Genomic DNA, 24,669 nt, shown 5'->3' with positions numbered 1-24,669 from the left:
GGATTACTTAGCTAGGTTTTCTTCTACGAATGCCCAGTTAACCAGTGCCCAGAAACCGTTCATGTAGTCTGGACGAACGTTACGGTAATCGATGTAGTAAGCGTGTTCCCATAGGTCTACGGTTAGTAGTGGAGTGACGCCTTCTTCAGTTAGTGGAGTCGCTGCGTTAGACGTGTTAACGATGTCTAGAGAACCGTCAGCTTTCTTCACTAGCCAAGTCCAAGAAGAACCGAAGTTGTTGATTGCAGAATCAGTGAACTTCGCTTTGAATTCTTCGAAAGAACCGAATGCTGTGTTGATTGCGTCTGCTACTGCACCTGTTGGTTCGCCGCCCGCGTTTGGCGCTAGGCAGTGCCAGTAGAACGTGTGGTTCCAGATTTGAGCTGCGTTGTTGAATACGCCACCAGAAGATGTTTTAACGATCTCTTCTAGAGTTTTACCTTCAAACTCAGTACCAGGAATTAGGCCGTTCAGCTTAACCACGTAAGTGTTGTGGTGCTTGCGTGGTGGAAATCTAGAGTCTCTGCTGAGATGTGTGGTTCTAGAGCATCTTTTGCATAAGGAAGTGCTGGTAGTTCGAATGCCATTGCTCGCTTCTCCATTGATTATTAGCGGGTTTTTACCCTGATTGCTTCCAAGTATATTTATTGTTGAGTCATGTGATGACCGACTGCTTGCTATTTTAGCAAGTTTTTACTTTATTAAAAGAGTCCGTGATAAAATAATTGTGATGATTTGTTTACATCACCTTTGTTTGCAAGGTATTTGGGTATACTACATCACAACCTAGTAACAAAGATATAACCGCACTATTAATGTGCTTTTTATTCTGCGGCGATTCGCTAGAATGTGAACACATTCGCAGTACAAGTATTTCGAGGACGTAATGGAAACGATCGACAAAATTAAGCAGCAAATCGAAGAGAACACAATTCTTCTATACATGAAAGGTTCACCTAAGCTACCAAGCTGTGGTTTCTCTTCTCAAGCGGCTCAAGCACTGATGGCATGTGGCGAGAAATTCGCTTATGTAGACATCCTACAAAACCCAGACATCCGCGCTGAACTTCCAAAATACGCACAATGGCCAACGTTCCCACAACTATGGGTTGAAGGTGAACTAATCGGCGGCTGCGATATCATCGTGGAAATGTTCCAGAAGGGTGAACTTCAGCCGATCATTAAAGAAGCTGCAGCGCGCAATGCTGAGGAAGGGGACGCTTAATTCCTTCTAGGCTTAAGTATTCCGGCTACCGCAGCTACGCCCGCGAAAACATCAGCGAGGCGTAGCGAGCCAGTAGCTCCTCCCCTTTATAAGGGGAGGCTGGGAGGGGGCTCTTTGTTTTTCAACTTACTAAAATGCAAGAGAAAAGAGCTTAAGAGCATCCCCTCTGACTCCCCCAGCTACGCGCCCCGTTATTAAGGGGGAGAAACTGGCTAGCGACTACCACCACAACGCCCAGCAAAAACACCCACCCAACACCCCTCTAGTCCATACCCCAATAGGGTGATACCACCAACCCCCTATCACAACTTACTCTTCCAGCCATTTTCATTTCCCGCACCAATGCTACCGTTATATGACAATAACGATAAATAAAGCACGAACCGAAAAGTGGTCTTATGTTTGCATCAAAAAAACAAGTACAACAACTCCAGCAGCAGTTGCAGTCTGAAACCGAACAGAAAGATGCCTTCGCTTGCCAACTGGCGCAATTGCAACAAGAGTTAGCTGACAAAGAGCAGCAAATACAAAAACTAGAGTCCCAACTAGAAAGACAAAAGCAGCGCTCGCGACTGTTTTTAAGCAGTGTGACTTCGCAACTTGTTGGCGCCACCGCCAATATCGAGCAGGCGAATAACCAACTGATCAACCAAAGCGATCAATTGCAGGCGAATCTGGGTGTGTTTGATAGTACTCAGCAGCAGTTGGAGGAGATGTACCAATCTTTGGATCAAGTGTCGCAGTCGGCGATGGCGAGCAAAGAAACCGTCGCGGCGCTTCAAGTGCTGACCGGCGATATCACACAGTTTATTAGCATCATTCACCAGATCTCAGAGCAAACCAACTTGCTTGCGCTGAATGCTGCTATTGAAGCGGCTCGAGCGGGTGAGCATGGCCGTGGATTCGCCGTAGTTGCAGATGAAGTGCGCTCATTGGCGGGGAGAGCGAATGAAGCCGCCAGCGAGATCTCGGGTTTGGTAGAGCGAATCGAAAGCAGCACCAACCAAGCGGGTGAAAATATTGAATTGGTGTCAGCGCAAGTCGCGGATGCTTCCACAGGTGCTTCTGACATTGTCCGCGATACCCAATCGATTTTGTCGCTATCTTCCGATACCGTTGATGTGATTTACACCACCACCGTCGATATTTATGCCTCCAGCGCCATCGCGCAATACACCAACATGTGGGCGACAGCGCATTCTAAACTGATTGGCGCTGACTTTGATGCATCACTGCTGACGTTAGGTGAACACGATACGATTTTTGGTCAAGTGATAGCTGGCCATGAGGAAACACAGCAATTGGCATCGGCGGGTGGTCCATTAGAGTACTTCCATATTAAGGCAATGGCGCTTCATGATGGGCTGAGAATGGTCGCCGATGGCAGTCATGATGTGGGTATTGTGGAGCAAATGGATATAGCGTATCGCGATTTAGTCTCTTACATCGCTCTAGCGCAGGACAAAGTGAAAGCGTCGTACGAGCACAAGTAGCGCATAAAAAAAGGGAGTGACGAATCACTCCCTGCCAACTGATGGTTGTTATTTTAAATACTTGTCATCAAGCCAAATGACAGCTATTAGGCCAACTCACCGGTCGCCTCGAATGTCTCGAGCTTATCCAGGTAAGGGCGCAGATCGCCAATATTGTTATTAATCCACTCGTGGTTGTAGTAAGTATCAAGATAGCGCTCGCCACTATCACACAGTAGAGTCACAATCGATCCGGTCTCACCGCGTTTTTTCATTTCACTCGCCAGTTGCAGCACACCATAAAGGTTCGTACCCGTAGAAGCACCGACTTTGCGACCTAAGGTCTTCTCTAGCCAATGAATCGTCGCGATACTTGCCGCATCCGGAATCGTGCGCATTTCATCTACCACACCCGGAATAAAGCTTGGTTCAACGCGCGGACGACCAATACCTTCAATCTTGCTGCCACAATCGCCAGTGATGTTTGCATTGCCTGTTTTGAAGTAGTCATGGAACACGGAGTTCTCAGGATCAACCACACACAGTTTGGTGTCGTGCTGTTGGTAGCGGATAAAACGTCCAATGGTTGCCGACGTGCCGCCTGTACCTGGGCTCATCACAATCCAGCTTGGTACCGGATGATCTTCCATCTTCATTTGGCTGAAAATAGAGTTCGCAATGTTATTGTTACCCCGCCAGTCAGTCGCACGCTCAGCATAAGTAAACTGATCCATGTAATGACCGTCTAGCTCTTCAGCCAGTCGGCGTGACTCAGCATAGATTTGATCCGAGCGATCAACCAAGTGTGCTTTACCGCCGTAAAACTCAATTTGTTCGATCTTTTTGCGTGCAGTGCACTTTGGCATCACGGCAATAAATGGCAACCCAAGTAGACGCGCAAAGTATGCTTCCGATACTGCGGTACTGCCAGAAGACGATTCAATGACCGTTGTCTCAGGGCCAATCCAACCATTACAAATCGCGTACAGAAACAGGGAACGTGCTAAACGGTGCTTTAGTGACCCCGTAGGATGTGTACTCTCGTCTTTAAGGTACACATCGATGCCATCAATGCTTGGTAAGTCAAGCTTGATTAGGTGCGTGTCTGCCGAGCGTTGAAAGTCAGCTTCAAGTTTACGAACAGCGTTGTTAATCCATTGATGGTCAGTACACATGGCGGCGGTTTCCTATTTCACGATTTCGACGATGATAATTTACCTACTAAACGGGAGAAAAACTTTGCTATATTTACTTGGTTTTTGCTAGTAAGTAGAAAAATTTTCTACCTTGGAGCTATTTTGGATATAGATAGTACAGATAAGAAGCTGTTGTCGCTGCTTCAGCAGGATGGCACGTTATCACTGAATGATCTTGCTGAAGCCGTAAACCTCACGACAACGCCGTGTTGGAAGCGCCTAAAGAAGCTTGAAGAGAGTGGTGTGATTGATAAACGTGTCGCGCTTCTAGACCCTGAGAAACTCGGGTTGTCGTTTACCGCATTCGTGCAAATCAAGACGACGAATCACTCCCATGAATGGTACCAAGCGTTTGTCGAAACGGTATCGCTATTTCCTGAAGTGATGGAGTTTTATCGTATGGCGGGAGAGTATGACTACATGATGAAAGTGCTCGTTAAAGACATGAAGTGTTTTGATGAGTTCTATAAAAAACTGGTCAACAGTATCGATGGATTGTCGAATGTCACTTCGACCTTTGCAATGGAACCTTTGAAATACACCACTGCGTTGCCAATACGTTGATTTACCAATGTGTTGATTTACCTATGTGCTGATTGGGTAAGGGTTCTCAACTTAGACTCGGCAGTCTTGCCAGCTCTGAGTAATCACTCTATAACCTATAGACAGTTTCAACTATCAATTGCTAGTGGCGGCTCAAATATAGGTTGATTGATAAAGACGAAGGAGTGTTTTTATGTTGCATCAGATGTTGGTATCGGTGAAAAAACCATTTATCAAAATGGTGCCTGTTCCCGAGCCTCAATGCATCGTTGGAAACGGTAAAGTGCTGGATGTAGCAAGCTATTGCCGTGATCTTTCTGTGACGAAACCCTTTATCGTTACTGACAGTGTGCTGCGTGGATTAGGATTGCTTGATGGTATGCTAGAGGCATTAAAACAAGCCGATATGCCGTTTACTGTATTTGATGAAGTCAAGCCCGACCCTGACTACGCAACGGTTCGCGCTGGGGCAGAACGTTATCGTCAGTCGGGCTGTGATGGGATCATTGCGTTTGGCGGTGGTTCTCCCATTGATTGCGCGAAAGCTATTGCGGCAAGTGTAAAAACTAACAAAGATGTTGCCAAGCTACCCGGCTTACTCAAAGTGCATCGCCCAATCATGCCGCTCATTGCCATCCCGACAACCTCGGGTACCGGCTCTGAAGGGACGGTAGCTGCGGTTGTCAGTGATATTGAGTCCAAGGCCAAGCGAGCCATAACCGATCCATTTCTAGTGCCTAAGGCTGCTGTGTTAGATTCACAAATCATGCTAGGCCTTCCGCCACAAATCACGGCAGAAACCGGCATCGATGCACTCACACATGCAATTGAATCCTATCTGAGCCAATACGCTAACGCCAAAACCGAAACCTTGTCGCTAAATGCGATTGCAGCCATTTTTGAATACTTGCCACGCGCATATCAAAATGGTCAAGACAGCGAAGCCAGAGAGAAAATGGCCGTTGCGAGCTTTGAAGCAGGTCTAGCATTTACTCGAACGTATATCGGGTACGTGCATGCCATCGCCCATCAGCTTGGTGCGTTTTATCACGTACCTCACGGCAGAGCGAATGCCATGGTACTGCCACATGTGCTCAAGTTTATTGCACAAAGAGATAACCAGAGACTGACAATGCTAGCGCGCACCCTCGGTTATAAAAACAGTCAAACATTCATTCAAGAAGTCGAAGCGCTGTTGGAGTTACTGAACATTCCAAAACACATTACTGAGTTAAGAGCTGAGGACATTCCGGCGCTTGCTCAGCAAGCCATTAAAGAAGCCTTTGGAGAATATCCGGTTCCCGAAGAGATGAACGTAGTTCAATGCCAACAAATACTAAAAGCGTTACTTGTTAAAGGAGCACAATAAATGAGTATGGTTACCCTAAATGAACAGCAAATGATGACGCGACTGCAAGAGCAGCAAGCAGCGTTTAAGGAAGCGCCGTTTATCAGTCGTGAGCTAAGAAGGGCAAACTTACTCAAGCTCGAAAAAGTATTACGAGATAACCAAGAAGCCATTTGTGAGGCGATTGGTAAAGATTTTGGTCATCGTTCGTCTACCGAAACGGCGCTACTCGAACTGTTTTCCTCTATTGAAGGTATTGTCGATTCTCGCAAGCAGCTTAAAAAGTGGATGCGTGACAAAAAACGTCATACCTCGATTTGGTTCTGGCCTGCAAAAAACAAAGTTGTCCCTCAGCCTCTGGGTGTCGTAGGGATCATCGTGCCATGGAATTACCCACTCTTTTTAGCGATAGGGCCAATGACGGCAGCGCTCGCTGCGGGCAACCGTGTGATGGTCAAAATGTCAGAAAATTCCCAGCATTTGTGCGAAACACTGGCCAACATTTTTGCGAGTGCGTTTACCCAAGATGAGATCTGCTTTATTGCAGAAACGGGCGGTACCGGACAGGCATTCGCCAAGCTTCCTTTTGACCATCTGATTTTTACTGGCTCTGGTGGTACGGGGCGCAAGGTCATGGCGGCGGCTGCGGAAAATCTTACGCCAGTGACGTTAGAACTGGGCGGTAAATCGCCGACGATTATTGGTCCCGATTACGATATCAAAAAGGCCATGAAACGTATCTTAGGTGGCAAGGTTTATAACTCGGGACAAACGTGTGTAGCGCCGGACTACTTATTAGTACCAGAGGACAAACTGAATCAGGTCGTGAAAGCGGCGAAATCCGTAATGAAAAGTCGCTTCAAGTCCATCGACCACCCTGACTATACCGCTGTGATTGATACGGTCTCTTTTGAGCGCTTACAGGACACTCTAACGCTTGCAAAAGAAGGGCAGGGAGAGGTGATTAACCTGATCCCTGCAAGCGAACCCGATCCAGAAACGCGTCGCTTTCCTCTTCATTTGGTGGTGTCACCGAGCACCGATGAAGCGGTCATGACGCGTGAGATTTTTGGGCCGATTCTACCGGTGATCACTTACAAGTCGATGGATGATGTGTATCACTTTATTGGAGAGCGAGACAGACCGCTGGCGCTGTACCTATTTTCTGATGACAAAGAGCTGCAAAATGCGGTGATGGAAAATACTATGTCTGGCGCGTTTACCATTAACGAAGTGATGATGCACGTGGCTCAGCATGACTTGCCGTTTGGCGGTGTAGGACCAAGTGGAATGGGGCATTATCACGGCAAAGAAGGGTTTGAAACCTTTTCAAAAATGCGCCCAGTGATGCAGCAAGGAAAGTGGGCTTCGACAGGCTTTTTGTACTCTCCGTATTCTGGGTTTGCAAGACGTGTTATTAACTATCTGATTAATAGAAAGTTTGGTAAATATCCAAACCCGAAACAGTAACGTGAATCACGGTAAACGAAAAAACGCGCCTTCTCGATTTGATAAGGCGCGTTTTCATTTTAGTCGTTAAAGCGCAGCACGCCTTCTTGAATCGTCGAGGCGACCAGTTCACCTTTCTGGTTAAAGATCTCGCCTCGTACTAACCCACGGGAATTGCTCGCGTTAGGACTTTCAATGGCATACAGCAACCACTCATTGGTGTTTACTGGGCGGTGGAACCACATAGAGTGGTCAATGGTGGCCATCTGGAATTTAGGAGCGAAGATAGAGACGCCATGAGGGTGTAGGGCGGTAGTAAGGAAGCGCCAGTCAGAAGCATAGCCGAGCACATACTGGTGAATGAGCTCATTGTTTGGAACCTCACCGTTTGCACGGATCCAAAGATATTGCTTGGCTTCAATCTTCTCAGGTTTCAACGGGTTAACAACGTGTACCGGACGCACTTCAATCGCTTCTTCGCTGCAGAACACTTCACGGATTTGCTCTGGCAAGAAATCGGCAATGCGCATCGCAAGCTCTGATTCAGAGGCGAAATTCTCAGGTCCAGCCACTTCCGGCATGGTGCTTTGATGTTCAAAGCCTGGCGCCTCACAGTGATAGCTCGCCGTAAGATAGAAAATAGGGCGGCCATTTTGAATTGCCTTTACTCGGCGAGTACTAAAACTGCGGCCATCTCGAAGATTCTCAACATCGTAGATAATCGGTTTTAGCGGATCACCCGGGTAAAGAAAGTAGCTGTGGAATGAGTGCACGGTGCGATCTTCTGCCACTGTATAACGCGCAGCAGACAGCGCCTGACCAATGACTTGGCCGCCGTAGACTTGAGGCAAGCCTAAGTGCTGGCTCTGACCTCGAAATAGCCCTTGCTCCAATTGCTCTAATTGCAGCAGTTCGAGTAATTCAGTTAATGGTTTGCTCATATATCGGTCTTTTTCTTGTACGTAATGGGCAAAGTGTGGATTTTACTGATGGATTCGTCAAGGGATACGAAGGTTTGTAGGAATAGAGTGGTTTTTTCCGCAAAATGACCGAGCTGAGGCGTCGTAACTGCAGAATTCTGTTATCTTTATTTCATAACGTAGCGATGTGTTTCTAATAGAACTATCGCTAACAGAGTTAATTGCCCCATCAAGTGAGGTCTCATGAAACTATTAAAATTTGGCGCTTTGGCGCTGCTCCTTGGCTTAGCTGGTTGTCAAACTGCGCCGCAAACCGACACGAAAACTGAAAGTAAAGAAATGGCCGCTGCGGAGCAAGAGACTATGGCATCAATCAAAGGCACCATTGCTTATCGAGAAAGAATTGCGCTACCGGCTGATGCCGTTGTGACGGTGAAACTTCAAGACGTGTCATTGCAAGATGTAGCCGCGAAAGTGATCAGTGAGCAAACCTTCACAACGGATGGAGCGCAAGTCCCGTTCGATTTTGAGCTGAGCTACGACACTCAAGAGATCAATCCGAAGCATACTTACAGTGTGAGCGCACGTATCGAAGTGGAAGGTAAGCTGCGTTTCATCTCGGACACCTCTTACCCCGTTATTACCGATGCGAATAGCACAGAGCAAGTGAACTTGCTGCTAGTGGGCGTGAGATAACGAACATGAGTTGGCAGTCTTAGGGCTGCCAACCAAATTCTTTTAAGCGCACTCGCCCCTTCACTGAAAACGTGACCCCTTCTTCCATTAATATCGATCTCTGTCTCAAAAACGAATCCCCCTTTAGTGAGATTTCTCCCTTACCGTTGATGACACGGTGCCAAGGTAAACTGCTTCCTTCAGGCAAGCTACCAAGCGCCTTGCCAACATGTCTTGCGTAGCCCGGATAGCCCGCCATTTTTGCAATCTGACCGTAAGTTGCTACTTTTCCGAATGGAATTTGGTGAATTACTGCAAAGATTTGCGCTTTGAATTGATCCATACTGAAACTGTCCCAGTTTTATTTGCCACGGAAAGGTATGAGGGGGAGCTATGGTATTTTCGGTGTTTCAATTCGTAATCACAAGTGTGCTGGCGATGATTTGTGCCAGAACCATTGGTGTGACTGAGGGTGATATACCGTGTTAGCAGTCATGATCCCGGCATTGTGGATTTTGCCGCAAGGTGGTATCGCAGGTGTGATGCTGCTGGCCTCTATGGTCGTGTATGGCTTAACCTTACCACTGCAATCTATCGCCATGTCTGTTGCCGTCTGGATATTGGTGCCAGTACTTATGGTCGCGTTTTCAAAGCGCAGTAATATTTGGATAGTCAGCATTGTCGGGCTTATCGTGCTTACGCTGAACGTAGGCATTATGCTGACACAATCGGCAGGCAAACTCGGCGGAACCCCTATGGTGACACTCGTCCAAGCCTTCTCGGTGTTCGTTGCTTGGTTTGCGGCTAAAAATTGGAGAGGCTCTACCGAACACAGTTGGTGGTCATTGTTGCTAATCCTACCTATGTGGGCGGCAGGACTTCCATACGCAGCGCTCATCGCACTTTGTATGACCGGCATGCTTGCCTCAATGGAAAGCCTTGGCAAACTGACTAGCTTCAAGTGGAACAAACTGCTTTGTTGGACGCTCCCAAGCGTTGGCTTTGCAGCGCTGGTGGTGGTGCCAACCATTGATGTCCCTAAGCCAGTGTTTGTCGTTTGGCTATGCTTACTTGGTACAGCTTGGATCACTGACTACATCCTCAACATCGAGGATGAACAGCAAGAAGTGTAGTTTCTAAACAACCACCCCCTATAGAAGCGCCTAACATCTTAAGAAACGAAGCAATGTTGGGCGCTTTGTTTAATCTGTAAGCACTTAACAGATAAAGCAAACAGTTTTGCTCGCAAGCCCTTGCAATCATCGCTCCGATGCCAGATAATCCTCCCACGCTTTGCAGCAGTGACCCTTCACCGCGCAACAGCAAAAAAATCTATGGAGCCCTGGTCCTCCCGCAACAATAGCTCGTGAACTCGGTCAGGTCCGGAAGGAAGCAGCCGCAGCGAGTGACTTGTGTGCCGGGATGTGGCTGGGGCTTCCACCCATTAAAAACGCCGCTTTTATTAGCGGCGTTTTGCTATCTGAATCTCATCAAATCAATACGCGTCAGCGTAGTTTTGAGCGTACTGTCTTGGTGTCACTCCACGGTATTTTTAAACATGCGACTAAAGCTTGTTGTGTTGGTCTAGCCCATTCTTTTTGCGACGGTCTCTAATGGCACACCCTAGACAATTTGCTTTACGGCTTCTCCGGAAAGTACTTTCATCTCATCTTACGGGTTGGGTATATTGAGATAGCCATCTAAGTCAGCCTTGACCCCATATCAAACACATATTCCGCCTAACTTACTATACAATTTGTTGAATAATCTTTTTGCTCTCCTATTACTAATTTGGATGTGCCAAAGTCCAATGAGATCTAGTCAAAGGAAAGATTATGAATGCACCATCCAACAGCGATCTATCAAGTTCACACTGCCACCACGAAGGGGAAATACACTGCTCTTGCTGTAGCCCTCTCTGGAAGTATCTACTACCGACCATTGAATTGGAGGAAGGAGAGCTTAGCTATGTAAGCTATGAGGGAAAGGTCAATAAAGCCTCCCCAACCGCTTTGATTTTTCGTACAGAGCAGAGTATCCCCATTGAACAGCGCCAATACTCAGAGTTGGGTTATATACAAACCCTTGAGGCTGGGCAAGATAAAACGGTTGAAGCCGTCGGAGTCGTAGATGGAAAAATTGTTGCGACAGGCAGTTATGAGCTGGTGAGTAAAGCAATCGCAGGTGAAGCGGAAGAGCGTATTGTACATAGTGGTCAAACTTTGCTGCCTGGGCTGGTTGAGCCTCACTTGCATATTATTCCCACTGCTGCTTTTAACTTATTATTAGACGTAGGGCCTTTCGATGGGCAAGAGTTACTGACGAATGTCTCTCCCAACAATCCGTATACCGTTGAATATATCCTTAATCGCTTGAAGTCAGCAGCAGAAGAAAATAGGGGTGATTCTCAATGGATCATGGGGCGTGACGTGGATCCGTCTTTGCTGGTCAGTGAAGATAAAGAGTTTAACGCGACGGTGCTAGATGCCGTTTCACAGACACAACCAATATTCCTTATGAACGCGTCGATGCACCTAGCCTATGTGAATAGTGTAGGGGTTAAGGAGTTAAAACAACACATCACCAGTTTTGACGTCTCTGACGATGGCATTCTGAAAGAGAGTGGTCAGATTATCCCGGTTTTGCAGTACATAACGAATCAGCTATTTCCGGATCGCAGAGCCAAAGAGATGTTTCGACGCCGTTTAGACGAGTCTGTCCGTAAGATTTTTACGCAAGCGAATGAGCGTGGTGTGACCTACATCCTCGATGCCGGGGTTGCTCCGAAAGCGAACGATAGCGATGCAGATACACCATCCGTTTCTAGCTCGTTACCAGCAACGCCTTTTGGGATTGCTGATCCGATTACTAATCAGCCGGCTTATCTAAGTTGGTGTGCATCAAGAGATGATTGTGGAGTCCGTATTTCTGGTTCGTTGGCCGCGACATCCCTTAAGGAGTTCAGTCAAAAAATAGCTGGGCATTATCAGCCAAATGCTGGAAACGAAGAGTTTAATATTGCATTTATTAAACTCGTTGCTGATGGATCGAATCAGGGCTTAACGGGCTACCAATATACACCTTATGCATGTGATGAGAACTATAACCGATACGATCAGTTGGTTGATTCATCAATGTCAGACCTTACATCTGACGACGCTGATCCACTCGCCAAGCAAACAAATGAAGGCATTTTTAACTACGGTTATCCTCTAGAGTTTAACGCTCTTATGAATCAAGCGGTAAACAACGGATGGCCTGTAATGGTGCACTCTAATGGTGATCATTCATCGACACGAACAATCAATGCTTTTCGATTGGCTGGATTGTCTAAGGAGACAAGCCATCTACGTCGAGACCGCATTGAACACGCTTCTCTGCTTTCTGATGAACATTTGGCTCAAATGGAAGAGCTGGGTATCTCACCGAGTTTCTTAATAGGGCATGTTGGATATTGGGGTTGGGTATTTCAGCAAACCATTTTTGGTACAGACAAAGCCAACTTGCTTGACCGATGCGGCTCCGCTGTGAGTAAGCATAATATGAAAATTAGCTTGCACAGTGACAACAGTGTAACGCCTCTTGGGCCGCTAAGGTTTATGGAGCAAGCCATAACCCGAATAATGGAAGGCGCTCCAAAAACGCTTCCTCCTCAGATATTAAACGAAACAGAGTGCCTGACACGTTTTCAAGCGCTTAAGTCCGTTACCTATGATGCTGCTTGGCAGTGCCATGCAGAGCAATGGGTAGGTTCGTTAGAGGCAGGAAAGTGCGCAGACTTTGTTTTACTCGAACAAAATCCACTCACCTACACCTGTGAAGCAGACGGTATTTCCGCCAAAGGAATGCGTAACATACCGGTTTTGGAAACATGGAAAGGTGGTATCAAGCGCTACTCTACGGAAGACGAAATCGAGCAACTTGTTCGCCAAAACCCTTCCTTGAAAGTGGCACTGAAAAAAACGCAGTCGGCTTGATAAATGAAGAGGCTGCAAATATCAATACTACTTGATATGACTTTGCTAGGAAGGTAGCTGCAATCGGGGGCATGATTATGTCCCTAATTGACTGAGCAGGAAAAGCTAGCCTTTCCATGGTTTCTTTGCTGGTTGTGCTTACGTTTCGTTTGTAAAAGGTAAACTTAATCCACAATACTCTCTAACGGCCTCAAACGCTGGCTGTGAAGGTTTTTATTGCAAGCATGGTTTCCACAAATGGTATTGATTAGGTGTGTGGAGATTCTATGCGGAAATGTGAGTTCGAGATAATCGGATATGATGGGGTGACCCTTGAAAATAAGAAGTCAATCAATGGGGCATGAAGATTTACTAAGGTGACTTAATAGAAATGTAGGGTTTGACCCTACATATGCGATTAGTCGTTGGCTAAGAAAACGTTAATACTGAGCCCATCAACACGAGACAGACAAGCTCGAGTTCAAGGTTCACTTTAGACAACATTTTCAGACTTAATCATAAAGAGATGCCAACATGAAAAAACTAGTTGCTTTATCAATTGCGGCCGCTATCTCTTCTGGAGCGGCAATGGCCAATGTAATCGTTAATGAAACAACAACCAACAAAGCCGTTGCTGAGACTCATGACTTTTTTCTTGAAAAAGGAAATCGCGTAAAGCTCCAGTTTCCTATTGAAGAATCGCATTTTGCTTGGCAAAACATTAGCCGCTTTTACAACACGGCTCAGATTGAGCGCGACGGTGCGGTTTATCAGTTCCCATATTCTATCGATGCAAACATTGGGAATATTAAAGCCACGGTTCAAGGGGAAGAACGTACCCTTAACCAGCATTTAGACGATTTTCCTGTGGATGCTTTCCTTGTTGTAAAAAACGGCAAGATTGTTTTTGAGCGTTATAACACAATGCGCAAAATAGACAAACACAACTGGTTCTCAAACTCGAAAATCACCACAGGTATTGAACTTGCAAAACTTGTTGAAGAAGGCAAAGTCAACGAGCAAGATCCGGTTTCCAAGTACATTCCAGAGCTGAAAGGTTCTGTTTGGGACACAGTAAAGGTAATCGATGTGGCGAATATGGCGACAGGTTTGAACGCGACAGAGCACGACGAACCTAATCCAGACTCGCGCACCAACCCAGAGCAACCGTTCTTTAAATGGTTAGTGTCTATCGGGGTATTTGATGGCGATTCAACACAAAAGCCGCTTGATGTACTCGGTGAAATGACGCGCCGCCAAGAAGCGGGCAAAACATTCGAATACAACTCGATTAACACCTTTGTTCTTGCTCGAATCATTGAGAACGTTCGCGGCTTGCCGATGAATGAAATCATTAGTCGTGATCTATGGCAGAAAATGGGTGCAAATAACGATGCTTACACGGTGGTTTCTCCGGTCGGCGGTTATCCTTTGATGTTTTTCTCGATGAACTCAACCATCGAAGATATGGCTAAATTCGGTATGCTATTAACGCCTTCGGGAACAAAACTGGGTGACGGTGCTGTATCTAAAAACGTCGTGCAACGAATCCAAGCTTCCGGCAATCCAGAAGCCTTTGAGGGTGGCTATGTCGGTAAAGTGATGGCGAATTCATTCTATAACGATACGAACTTCAAAAACGGTTACATGTTCGACACCATCTTTGCAGATGGCGATTTGTACAAAGGCGGCGTTGGCGGTCAGGGCATTTACATATCCTCAGACAAAGATCTCGTTGTGACATTTTTCTCGACAAGCACAGGTAAGAACCAAGAAGAAACGTATGCCCGAGAAATTGCGAAATACTTTGCGGACAACTAAAACGGTGTTTACTTAATCTGTATGTGATTAGCAGACAAGTTGTACTGATGGCCACATAGGTTTGCATGAGCCCCGATATATCGGGGCTTTTTTAGAGAAGAATATGTTCAACAATGATCGGGAGTTATACGCGATTAGGCTCTGCTTTTGAGTATCAACCTAGGTTAATTTCAAGTATTAGGAGTAACACTGTAAGAGGTCAGTTGCAGCAGTTCTTCCTCAATAGCCTTCAGTGATAGTTCTTTAGACACGGCGCCCAAGTTCTTGGCCGCTCTTGGCATGCCGTATACCACACTGCTTTGCTCATCTTGTGCGTAAGTTGTAGCACCTGCTTGTTTCATTGCGAGTAAACCACGCGCACCGTCTTTTCCCATTCCGGTGAGTATAATGCCGATACCTTTTTTTCCAGCCTGCTCAGCGACGGATAAGAACAGAACGTCTACGGAGGGTTTATGGAGGTTAACTGGCTCGCCATCGTTGAGTTCTGTGTAAAAACAGCCGGCGCGTTTTTGAATTTTTAGATGGTAGCCCCGGGCGCAATGTAGACATGGCCAGATTTGATCACCTCATCATGGCGCGCTTCCTGTACCTGAACCGTACATAAGCCTTGTAGTCGGGTGGCAAATGAGTGAGTAAAGCCGTTAGGCATGTGTTGGGCGATCACGATTCCAGGGCTGCTCTCAGGCAAGCATCTTAGTAACTTGGTGATGGCTTCCGTTCCACCCGTTGATGCACCAATAGCGATGAGCGCCTGTGACATTTGGCCATTAGCGAGAGTCAAGGGTTTTTGACGAATGGCAGTTCGTGCTGGAATGGTTTGGTTCGTTTTGAGTGCTGCCTGATGTGCGGCTTTAAACTGTGGTACAGCCTCTCGCAATTTTTTGATGACGTTTTTAGAAAACGAGTCAAAGTGTGTCGAGGATTGGGCAGCTAAAATTGGCTTTTGTATACAAGAGACAGCTCCTAGCTTGAGCGCCTGTTTGGCGAGCAGCGGGTTATTGGTGAAGAGCTGAGAAATAACGATCACTGGTGTAGGTCTTAGAGTCATGATTTTACCGAGAAACGCGAGACCGTTCATCCCAATTAATTCAATCGCAAGCGTGACGACATCGGGGTCTAGCTCCTTGATGAGTGCCCTAGCTTGATGGGCGTCGTGCGCGACACCGACGACGCTCATGTTTGTTTGACTGCCAATAATGGTTTTCAGGTATTGGCAGGTACCATAGTTTGAGTCTGTGATCAGTACTTTTAGCATCGTACTTATACTCGCCTGTATGCAGTTTGCTTGAGCAGCTTGAATGCGGTTTGCTCAGCAGGGCAGCTCTCTGAGTGCCCAAGGAATAGTAAGGCGTCTTTCGCTAAATAGTTGGCAAATTTAGTCAAAATAGAATACTGAGTGTCTCTATTGAAGTATATCAACACATTCCTGCAAAAAATGGCATGGAATTGTTTCTTCATTGGCCATTGATGCTCCATAAGGTTGAGTCGTTTGAAGTGAACGAGTGACTGTATTTCAGGCTTCACGGAGTACATCCTCGACGTCCTATCGAGTGAAAAAAATCGTTTTTGTTGCTCGTCAGAAACAGAGCTTAACGCCTCCAACGAGTAGTGCCCTCGTTTTGCCGAAGCAAGGACTTGAGTATTGAGATCTGTCGCCAATATTTTTACAGGCGGTTGATAGCTTTCAAAAGCCTCTGCCATGGTTATCGCAAGGCTGTAAGCTTCTTCACCTGTTGAGCACGCACTACACCAAATCCTGATAGGTTCGGTCATTCTATTGCCCACATAACGGTCGCGAACGTGTTGTTTGAGAAGATCGAAGTGGTACGGTTCGCGAAAAAAATAGGTCAAGTTGGTGGTGAGCGCATTGATAAAGTGTTCCCATTCACCATGCTCTTGATCGTTAAGTAAAGCAATATACTGAGCAAAACGGTTTAGCTGATGTGTCCTTAATCGCGCCACTAACCGATTGTAGACCAGCTTTTTTTTGTTGCTGTGAAGGTCTATGCCCACTCTTTTATAAATAAGAGAGGCGATCGCAGTAAAATCCTCATCGGTGTATTCAAAATGAGTATGTACAATCATCAAAACTCAGCCCAGTCTTCGTTGTCGCTGTTTGAGAGTAAACGGGGGCTAACGGCTCTTAAATGGTTCTCCCGAGGGGGAAGTTTCGACCCACCTGTGTCATCACTCGTATGTTGATCTCCGGTATCAAACACTGAAACATACAGCGCTAAGTTAGCAACTTGTTCTTCCAACGAACTGGCTGCCGCCGAGCCTTCTTCTACCAGCGCCGAGTTTTGCTGGGTAACATCATCAACCTCTAAAATCGCTTGGGTCACTTGATCGATCCCCGTGCTTTGTTCCACCGAGGCTTGGGTGATCTCTTCAATCAGCTGCGCTACATCCTGAATGGAATTAACCACACCAGAAATAGAATCACCCGCTTGGGAGGCTAGCTTTGAACCGGTTTCAATTTTATTCACTGAGGAGTTAATCAGGCTCTCTACCTCTTTGGCCGCAGCCGCAGAGCGCTGCGCTAAATTGCGAACTTCAGTCGCAACCACAGCAAAGCCACGCCCTTGTTCTCCCGCTCTCGCCGCTTCCACTGCTGCATTGAGAGCGAGAATATTGGTTTGGAAGGCAATGCTATCGATGACGGAGATGATATTCATGATCTCTCGTGAGCTGGTATGAATTTCCGACATATTTTCAACTACTTGCTTGACGACTTCGCCACCCTTGCGCGCATTGTCTGAGGTTTGTTTCGCGAGAAGGTTGGCCTGTTTGGAGTGCTCGGAGTTTTGTTTTACGGTAATCGTCAGCTCTTCCATGCTGGATGAGGTCACTTCGAGGCTGCGTGCTTGTTTTTCGGTGCGTTGTGCGAGATCGATATTGCCGATGGCAATCTCCTTGGTTGCCGTATTGATGGTGTCTGCAGAGACTTTTATGTGTTGAATCATCTCTTTGAGTTTACTGACGGTCAGGTTTGAGCTGGTTTTTAGTTCACCAAAAGCACCGGAGTAGTCTGCCTCAATTTGTGCGGTGAGATCCCCCTTGGCAAGTGCTGACAGCACGGAAACGATGTCAGCTAAGCTAACTTCACTTATCTCAAGTAGGCGATTCATGTTGCCACACAACATGGTGAAGAATGGGTTTTTGCCATTGAGATCCATGCGTTTGGTGAAGTCGCCATCAACGGCAGAGGCGATCACGTGCTCAATTTCTTTCTCAACGGCGATCTCTGCGGTGCGATCCGACCATTCAGTGACATAACCAATTTGCTGGCCTGTCGCGTCGATGACGGGGTTACTGACGATGCGGAAAATTCGGCCATCAATATCCACTTCCTGCACCTGCTCTTTGTTTGCCGCAATTTGCTCGTGCTCGAACTCACCGGGCAAGTTGGGTTGATGAGGCGGAGGGCATAGTCCTGGGATATTTAGGTCTTTGATTTTGGTGCCAACGAGCTGAGATGGATCAAAGTCAGGTGACAATGTCTGGAATTCACTCTCTGCTTGCTCAAACATACTGACGATTGCGGGATTCACGTAGATGATAGTATGGTCACTGTCCTCAATCATCATGTTAGTGCTGACATTATCTAGTGCGATCTTGACCCGAGTGGCAGAGATAGCTTTCTGGCGAACGGTCTCCATGTTGTAAGCCAGTTGAACTTTCATTACCTTGAGCGACTGCAAAACATCACCAATTTCATCGTTGTTTTTCACGTCGACTTCAAACAGATAGTCTTGTTTTACTAAACGTTTGAAGTAGCGTCGGATGTCATGTAAACGGTGGCTTATATCTTGACTAAACATAAAGGCAAACACGACGTAAGTGATGATAAATAGAAAGGTGAGGATTGAAGGCATGGCGACCTCAAGCCAGAATACTTGGTCACTTTTTTGGAGTATGTTGGCTGATTGACGGCGGTTTTCGGTAATCAGTGCTTGGAGGTTGTCTCGATAGTTTGCGATTTCAGACATTGCCAGAGAAACGCGCGTTCGGAAGAGTTCACTATCTTGAAGCGCAGCATCACCAGAAAGTACCGTGTTGGTGATTTCTGGCAAGATAGTCGTGGCGAGCTGAGTGCTTTGGTTTGCGATTAGACGATACTGTTCAACAGTTGAAGCGTGTTCGGTATCGAATTTTTCGATCAGCGTTGTACTGATCTGTTCAAGTTTGGTGCTGTTTTGCTTGAACTGCTGGGTTGTGGTCGCCCGCTGCTCTGAGTCGTTTGGAGACAACAACGATTGCAGTAAAAATTGATTCTCAATCCAAATCTTATCTATGCTGTGAAGTCGACTGTAGGACTCTATATGATTGTTATAGAGATGCTCGACCGCTTCCTTTTCGCTGTAGGTGCCGTGAATACCAATGCCCAGAACGGTAAGTAATGTGAACGTTGCTACTGAGACTAAGCCAAACAAGCGTTGCTTGATGGTAAAAGCGTGCAGCGGTTGGTGCGACGATTTTTCACTACCTTGCCACTTCGTATCGAGTGGTCACCTTGCTCTCCTTCTTTAAACTTTGCATATTGTGTTTTGACTTTGTCGAGTGCAGCTTTGTCGGGAATAGAGCGAATTGACATGTAACCAAGTTGAGTACCATCTTTATACAAGGGGGTTATGTCGGACTTAACCCAGAAAAATCCGCCGTTTTTTCGTTTGTTTTTAATGAGCCCAGACCAACAATTACCGGCTTTGATTTCTCGCCAAAGATCTTCAAACAGCTCTTTCGGCATATCGGGATGGCGAACAATGTTGTGAGGGCTACCAATTAACTCCTCTCTTGTGAATCCACTGACGCGTACAAAGTTATCATCCACTGAGGTAATGGTGCCGGACATGTCTGTGGTTGAAACCAGTATCTCGTTTTCTTGGAGAAGGTATTCTAGGTCGTTGTTACTCATGGGCAAACCTCACTGATTATCCTGGACAAGGGAAGCATCGCTATCGAGCTGTTCAAATAGCGCCATGTCGCGGCTAGTCATCAGCTTTTGGATGTGAACTAAAATAAGCATGAGCTCGTTTTGCGTTGCGAGCCCTTGGATATATTTCGTGTCTAGCGCACCGGCGAAGTCGGGGGCGGGTTGTATGTTATCTGCATCAATATCAACAACATCGGCGACGCTATCGACAACAATTCCGACAATGCGCTCGCCAATATTGAGAATTATGACGATAGTCATGTCGTGATAGCACACGTCTTCAAGTTGAAACTTTATTCGCATATCTACAATGGGTATTACTACACCTCGGAGGTTCATCACACCTTTGATGTAGGGAGGCATATTGGCGATGGAAGTCACTTGGGTGTACGTGATGATTTCTTGAACGGTAAGAATATCAATCCCGTAATACTCCTTTCCGAGCCAAAATGTGAGATAGCCTTTTGCATCGGGTTGGTTGTCATCGTTGGAGGAACTGTTCACTATTTTCTCTCCTATTCCCAAAAGATTGCCTCGTTTCATTGGACTAAAATCGCCGTGATTGATCGATTTTTGAACAATTAACTGACATATTTGAAAATAGTCTAGGAAATAGTTGGCCTATACCCACAAAGAGTTGCTAATGACAATTACTGCCTATGCAGAGTGTCTGACTGGCGAACCAAATCCGCCACGTCGAGAATGAGAGACACTCGTCCGTCTCCCATGATGGTAGCGCCAGAAACGCAGGGTATTTTTCGGAAATTGTGTTCGAGGTTTTTGACCACTACTTGCTGCTGCCCGAGCAAGCTGTCGACAAATAAGGCAATAGTTTTACTGCCATGTTCGATCAACACCATGATGCCATCCCTAAGGTCGGTGATGTCAGTGTCTAAGTTGAAGAAGTTGTGCAACCGGAGTACTGGAATGTAGTCTTCATGTACTTTTATCATGGTTTCGCCACTGTTCAGTCTTTTGAGACTGTGCTCTTTGGCTTGCAGTGATTCGACAATATTGGAGAGCGGGATAATGTAGACATGATCACCGACATTGATCGACATCCCTTCAAGTATTGCAAGGGTCAATGGCAGTCGGATTGACATACGTGTTCCAGTCCCAAGGTTGGACTTAACTTCCACAGAGCCGCCCATGCTGGCTATATTACGTTTTACAACATCCATACCCACGCCGCGCCCAGAGACCTCAGTGACCTGCTCGGCAGTGGAGAACCCGGCTGAAAAAATTAACTGAAATATGTCTTGTTCACTTATGTTCTGAGGCAGTGTCAGCCCGTTGTTTTTGGCTTTGTCGAGGATTTTTTGTGGATCAATGCCGGCACCGTCATCATCAACATGAACAATCACATCTCCACCGCGATATACAGCGGACAAGGTAATCGTGCCATAGGGAGGTTTGTTGAGTTTGGCTCTTTGCTCTGGCGACTCGATGCCGTGGTCAATGCTATTGCGAACCAAATGGGTGAGCGGATCGACCAACATTTCGAGCAGTCCCTTGTCGAGCTGTGTTTGCTCACCTTCAATGTTAAGTCGTATCTGCTTATTCAGGGCGTGGGAAAGATCTCTTACGATACGTGGAAAACGACCAAATACGGTGCCAATGGGCATCATGCGTACTGACATGACGGTGGCTTGAAGATCTCTGGTGTTTGCCTCCAACTGGCTGAGTCTGCCGGCGAGCAGTTCATTGCTGTTTAGCCCTAAATCGAAGGTCAGCTTTTGCAACATAGATTGAGTAATGATGAGCTCACCCACTTGGTTGATGAGCTGATCGACTTTTTGCGTGCTCACGCGAATTGAGGCTGACTCCAGAGATTTGGTCGCGTGGATTACGCGTTGGTTGCTGTCGGTTTTTTTCGGCTGTGATGAGGACGTAGGGGAAAGTGCTGGCTCAGGATTAGGGAGTATTTTGCCGCGCCATTGGTTTATTTTTTTCTCCACCAGCCCGGCTTTCATTGGCTTTAACAGGTAATCATCCATTCCTGTTTCTATACATCTTTGCTGCTCTTCATCTCCCGTCATTGCGGTCATGGCGATAATAGTTACGCTCTTGTGTGTCTCTCCCGCCGCGCCTTGTCGTATCTTTTCAGTCGCTTGATATCCATCCATAACCGGCATTTGGCAATCGAGGAGAATCAGTTGGAAAGGCTCGTCTTGCGAGGCCTTTAAGATCTCTAGTGCATGTTCGCCATTTTCTGCAACCTCTACGGAACGAAAGCCAATCTTGTTTAAAGTGAAACTGGCGACTTTTTGTATCACCTGACTGTCTTCAACCAACAGGACTTTGATGGTTGATTTTTCCGCAGCGGACAAGGGGGCGTTGGTGGAGAAAGGGGCGGCTTCTGAATTTGCTGGTGGAGTCTCTGGCGACACGGTTGCGCGCTGCAGCTCGTCACACAGAGTAGTGATTTGCGATTTGAATGACGCTGAGTCGTGATCGGTTTGATAGGAGCCTTTGAGGACGTCGAGCAAGTCACGGGCATTAAGCAGAGCATCAACCACGGCTTGGGTGAGGGTAATTTGATGATTGCGTAACTTATCGAGCAAGTTCTCGAGAACGTGGCTGACGTGAGTAATATCGTCAAAACCAAAAATACCGGAGCCACCTTTTATCGAGTGAACGGCTCTAAAAATAGCGTTGAGTTTATCCGCCAGGTCAGACTCGTCATCATTTTGGTTCATTTCAAGTAACAGGGATTCCATCTCTTCAAGATGTTCCGCCATTTCTTCAAAGAAAATGAGTTCGAATTGTTGGTTAGATTCCGACATCGCACATTGCTTCCTGCATTCTGAGAGTCTGTGAGCGTTCAAAACAGTGATGAACAGTCTTCAGCAAAAAGGAAAAAGGTTACATATCAGTATGGTTGGCAATAGGGAGATGTTCAATTGCGTTCATTATCAAGGGGTAGGCGAGGGCGTTGGAGTTACGCTAGTATGGCGGCAAAATGGAGGCAATTGAGCGCGCCAACTAAGAGAGTACGACGCGCAGAATCTATGTGTTGGTCAACTTACCCAAGCAGGATGGAAGTTTCCAATACGTGCTGAGCATTGTCCAGAAGCTGTGGATATTTGGTCATCAATTGTTTGTATTTGTCATCGATGGACTCAAGAGCACGCATCGCTCCAAACATTTCCACCGTTTGCTCTGGCTGCAGGCTGAGAAGCGCTTTCAAACCGTCTAGGGAAATGTGGTTTGCTGATTCGACTTTAGCGATCGCACCGTCGATCATTTCGAGGGTAATGTGAGAGTGGTTATTGTTCATTATCAGGCTTTTATATTAAGAGCGATGTGAGATCTTAATGATCTCAAGATTTCGTGTTGCGAGATGTTAATCTTGTTGCACGCGTTTTACCTTGATTCGGATCATGGACAGCTTAATCATCAAACAACAAATTGATCGCAACGCCCATCATAACAAGACCTACTATCGGTCCCATTACACCCATTGGTGCTCGTTCTATATAGGTAAGTTCTCCGCAATCATCAACCCCCATTCTGGTGAAGGTGGCTTAGCACCGAGACCAATGAAGCTAAGCGCAGTCAGACTCAAGGTAATGACTGGCAGTCTTAGCAATGCGTGTCTGAGTAGTGGTGGCAGAACGTAAGGTAAAATGTAATGTCTTAGCACTTTTACGCGCCCTGTTCCCCAAATGGGTGCTAAGTGAGTGTAGGGCTGTGCTTTGGCTTCATTAATAAGGCTTGAACAATGTGCCGCTAGCGGTGCCCAAGACACAAAGACGATGGCGATCATGGCGCTACTCGGATGCATCCCGGTCAACCCCGCAACCAGCAGACCCGCAATGATGTACGGTACACCTTTGGTAATCTCGATAAGGCCTTGGCTAATACGGGTGTTGAAGCCCAATAGAATACCAACGAGTAGGCTCAGTAAAGTGGCAATGAAGCCTTCTCTGAAGGTCGATAACATGCCTGCGCCAATGCGCGCCATTAAGTCTCTTCCGATACCATCGGCACCGAGTGGCGCTTCAAGGCTCGGCGCGGCTAGCCTGACGTATTGACTGGTAAAAGGGTCAGCAACCAGTGACCAGCCGACGACAAGGATCAACACCGCAAAAATTGAGTAGGCAGTAATGCGTTTTCCTTTACTCGAAGTAAACGAGAACGTTGAGTGGCTACTGATTAATTTTCCGCTCTTTAAGCTGTGCCCAAGAAGCCATTGCTGGATGAGCAGGCCGATACTGCTAATAAATATCGAGATCAATAGTAGAACTAAAAGCCCACCTTGTAGCATCGGTAAATCTTGTGCTTTTGCCGCCCCAAGAATCAGCCGGCCAATGCCTGGAATTGAGAAAATCTGTTCAACCGCAACCGCCCCGCCAGTCAAACCAATCATGATCATTGAAATCTGAGGGATCAGGCTGCTTATGGCTCGCTTGATCGCAAACCGTAAGATTTGGTTAGGGCTTACATTCGCGCTCAACCAAGTAATAACCCAAGGTTCACTGAGTACCCGTTGTAAGCTGTCTCTAAGCAATCGACTAAACAATCCGCTTGCCGGCAGTGCTAATGCGAAGCTAGGTAGCCAAACGTGTTGCCAGCCTTGCCATCCATAAGGCGGGAAAAGACCTAACCAAATAGATAAAATAAGGATCAGCACTGAGGCCACTACATACTCTGGTAGCGATATCAGCACCGTACTTAAACTGTTGTGAGTTTGAGCGAGTTTGTTCGCTTTCCATCGATAGAGCGTGTGCAGCAATCCTAGGCCGCACAGTAAAAACGTCAGCCCGAGTGCGAGTGACATTAGGAAGAGTGAGGTAGACAATGTCTGCTGAATGCCCTCTGAGACTGACGTGCCATCAATCCAAGACACACCTAAATCACCTCGAAGGGCGTCACTCAACCAATCGAGTAGTCTTTCTGTGGCCGAGCGGTCGAGTTGAAGATCTTCTCGGACCGCTGCAAGCGCTTCGGGCGTTAGCATATGTTGCTGACCAGCACGTGCTCGAAGGATAGATTGGCTTGGGTCGATGCCAGCAATATCTGGCATTAGACCAACAAGGATGACAACGACAATCAGCGACGCCAAACGCGATAGCCATGGGGCGACCGCGTTTAACGATAATTTAGGTGCACCAGCAGACATCATTAG

17 protein-coding genes, 1 other RNA gene and 4 pseudogenes are annotated in these 24,669 nt (G+C 46.7%); 10 read left to right on the top strand and 12 right to left on the bottom strand.

The annotated features are described in order from the left end of the window. Positions 1-3: 3 nt before the first annotated feature. Positions 4-587, bottom strand: a pseudogene (gene sodB, locus TZ48_RS17180) (superoxide dismutase [Fe]). 299 nt (positions 588-886) lie between these two features. On the opposite strand from sodB, the gene TZ48_RS17175 reads away from it, so the two are divergent. Then, positions 887-1,225, top strand: coding sequence for a Grx4 family monothiol glutaredoxin (locus tag TZ48_RS17175; RefSeq protein ID WP_042474195.1), 339 nt, complete (start codon positions 887-889; stop codon positions 1,223-1,225). A gap of 749 nt (positions 1,226-1,974) precedes the next feature. Then, positions 1,975-2,718 (top strand): methyl-accepting chemotaxis protein, encoded by a 744-nt coding sequence (locus TZ48_RS17170; protein WP_420822952.1) that lies wholly within the window; start codon positions 1,975-1,977, stop codon positions 2,716-2,718. A gap of 86 nt (positions 2,719-2,804) precedes the next feature. On the opposite strand, the gene TZ48_RS17165 is transcribed toward TZ48_RS17170, so the two are convergent. Beyond that, positions 2,805-3,872: a PLP-dependent cysteine synthase family protein gene (locus TZ48_RS17165; protein WP_112480062.1), complete on the bottom strand. Its 1,068-nt coding sequence runs from the start codon at positions 3,870-3,872 to the stop codon at positions 2,805-2,807. Positions 3,873-3,995: 123 nt separating this feature from the next. Here TZ48_RS17165 and TZ48_RS17160 point away from each other — a divergent pair, with 123 nt between their 5' ends. From TZ48_RS17160 to TZ48_RS17150, 3 genes are all read left to right on the top strand, one after another. Next, positions 3,996-4,457: an Lrp/AsnC family transcriptional regulator gene (locus TZ48_RS17160; protein WP_112480061.1), complete on the top strand. Its 462-nt coding sequence runs from the start codon at positions 3,996-3,998 to the stop codon at positions 4,455-4,457. A gap of 172 nt (positions 4,458-4,629) precedes the next feature. After that, the gene (locus TZ48_RS17155) at positions 4,630-5,805 is read left to right on the top strand and encodes an iron-containing alcohol dehydrogenase (RefSeq protein ID WP_112480060.1); all 1,176 of its coding nucleotides are present in this window, start codon (positions 4,630-4,632) and stop codon (positions 5,803-5,805) included. Further along, positions 5,806-7,254: a coniferyl aldehyde dehydrogenase gene (locus TZ48_RS17150; RefSeq protein ID WP_112480059.1), complete on the top strand. Its 1,449-nt coding sequence runs from the start codon at positions 5,806-5,808 to the stop codon at positions 7,252-7,254. 59 nt (positions 7,255-7,313) lie between these two features. Here TZ48_RS17150 and tesB read toward each other — a convergent pair whose 3' ends face one another. Next, entirely contained in the window at positions 7,314-8,174 is an 861-nt protein-coding gene (gene tesB / locus TZ48_RS17145) for an acyl-CoA thioesterase II (protein ID WP_112480058.1), read from the bottom strand. A gap of 222 nt (positions 8,175-8,396) precedes the next feature. Here tesB and TZ48_RS17140 point away from each other — a divergent pair, with 222 nt between their 5' ends. Continuing rightward, entirely contained in the window at positions 8,397-8,849 is a 453-nt protein-coding gene (locus TZ48_RS17140) for a YbaY family lipoprotein (RefSeq protein ID WP_112480057.1), read from the top strand. Positions 8,850-8,868: 19 nt separating this feature from the next. Here TZ48_RS17140 and TZ48_RS17135 read toward each other — a convergent pair whose 3' ends face one another. After that, on the bottom strand, positions 8,869-9,171 hold the full coding sequence (locus TZ48_RS17135) for an MGMT family protein (RefSeq protein WP_112480056.1): 303 nt from the start codon (positions 9,169-9,171) through the stop codon (positions 8,869-8,871). A 50-nt stretch (positions 9,172-9,221) separates the two neighbouring features. Here TZ48_RS17135 and TZ48_RS17130 point away from each other — a divergent pair. The 4 genes and pseudogenes from TZ48_RS17130 to TZ48_RS17110 all read left to right on the top strand — a co-directional run bounded on the left by TZ48_RS17130 (position 9,222) and on the right by TZ48_RS17110 (position 14,605). After that, a pseudogene (locus tag TZ48_RS17130) lies at positions 9,222-9,961 on the top strand (VP0952 family biofilm-associated protein). A gap of 207 nt (positions 9,962-10,168) precedes the next feature. Further along, positions 10,169-10,265, top strand: an RNA gene (ffs, locus tag TZ48_RS17125) — signal recognition particle sRNA small type. Positions 10,266-10,663: 398 nt separating this feature from the next. Further along, a complete protein-coding gene (locus tag TZ48_RS17115; protein ID WP_112480054.1) occupies positions 10,664-12,805 on the top strand; it encodes an amidohydrolase in 2,142 nt (713 codons plus the stop codon). A gap of 513 nt (positions 12,806-13,318) precedes the next feature. Further along, a complete protein-coding gene (locus TZ48_RS17110) occupies positions 13,319-14,605 on the top strand; it encodes a serine hydrolase domain-containing protein (RefSeq protein WP_112480053.1) in 1,287 nt (428 codons plus the stop codon). A 170-nt stretch (positions 14,606-14,775) separates the two neighbouring features. On the opposite strand, the pseudogene cheB reads toward TZ48_RS17110, so the two are convergent. The 8 genes and pseudogenes from cheB to TZ48_RS17070 all read right to left on the bottom strand — a co-directional run bounded on the left by cheB (position 14,776) and on the right by TZ48_RS17070 (position 24,666). Beyond that, a pseudogene (cheB, locus tag TZ48_RS17105) lies at positions 14,776-15,860 on the bottom strand (chemotaxis-specific protein-glutamate methyltransferase CheB). 5 nt (positions 15,861-15,865) lie between these two features. Then, complete coding sequence (locus TZ48_RS17100; protein WP_112480052.1) at positions 15,866-16,690, bottom strand: CheR family methyltransferase; 825 nt, start codon at positions 16,688-16,690, stop codon at positions 15,866-15,868. Next, entirely contained in the window at positions 16,690-19,038 is a 2,349-nt protein-coding gene (locus TZ48_RS17095; protein ID WP_112480051.1) for a methyl-accepting chemotaxis protein, read from the bottom strand. The genes TZ48_RS17100 and TZ48_RS17095 overlap by 1 nt, the downstream gene beginning before the upstream one ends. Next, a complete protein-coding gene (locus TZ48_RS17090; RefSeq protein ID WP_112480050.1) occupies positions 19,026-19,520 on the bottom strand; it encodes a PAS domain-containing protein in 495 nt (164 codons plus the stop codon). Before TZ48_RS17090 ends, TZ48_RS17095 begins: the two co-directional genes overlap by 13 nt. A 9-nt stretch (positions 19,521-19,529) precedes the next feature. Next, the gene (locus TZ48_RS17085; RefSeq protein ID WP_239670937.1) at positions 19,530-20,042 is read right to left on the bottom strand and encodes a chemotaxis protein CheW; all 513 of its coding nucleotides are present in this window, start codon (positions 20,040-20,042) and stop codon (positions 19,530-19,532) included. A gap of 146 nt (positions 20,043-20,188) precedes the next feature. Continuing rightward, positions 20,189-22,324 carry a chemotaxis protein CheA gene (locus TZ48_RS17080; protein WP_112480048.1) on the bottom strand — a complete coding sequence of 712 codons (2,136 nt, stop codon included), beginning with the start codon at positions 22,322-22,324 and terminating at the stop codon, positions 20,189-20,191. Between the two features lie 239 nt (positions 22,325-22,563). After that, a complete protein-coding gene (locus TZ48_RS17075; protein ID WP_112480047.1) occupies positions 22,564-22,818 on the bottom strand; it encodes a hypothetical protein in 255 nt (84 codons plus the stop codon). A 112-nt stretch (positions 22,819-22,930) separates the two neighbouring features. Beyond that, positions 22,931-24,666, bottom strand: a pseudogene (locus TZ48_RS17070) (ABC transporter permease subunit). Between the last annotated feature and the right edge of the window lie 3 nt (positions 24,667-24,669).

The organism is Vibrio variabilis, assembly GCF_003263785.1.
In the GTDB taxonomy this organism is placed as follows: domain Bacteria; phylum Pseudomonadota; class Gammaproteobacteria; order Enterobacterales; family Vibrionaceae; genus Vibrio; species Vibrio variabilis.
The sequence above is the reverse complement of the archived record's forward strand: the minus strand, read 5'-3'. Positions and strand labels throughout refer to the sequence as shown.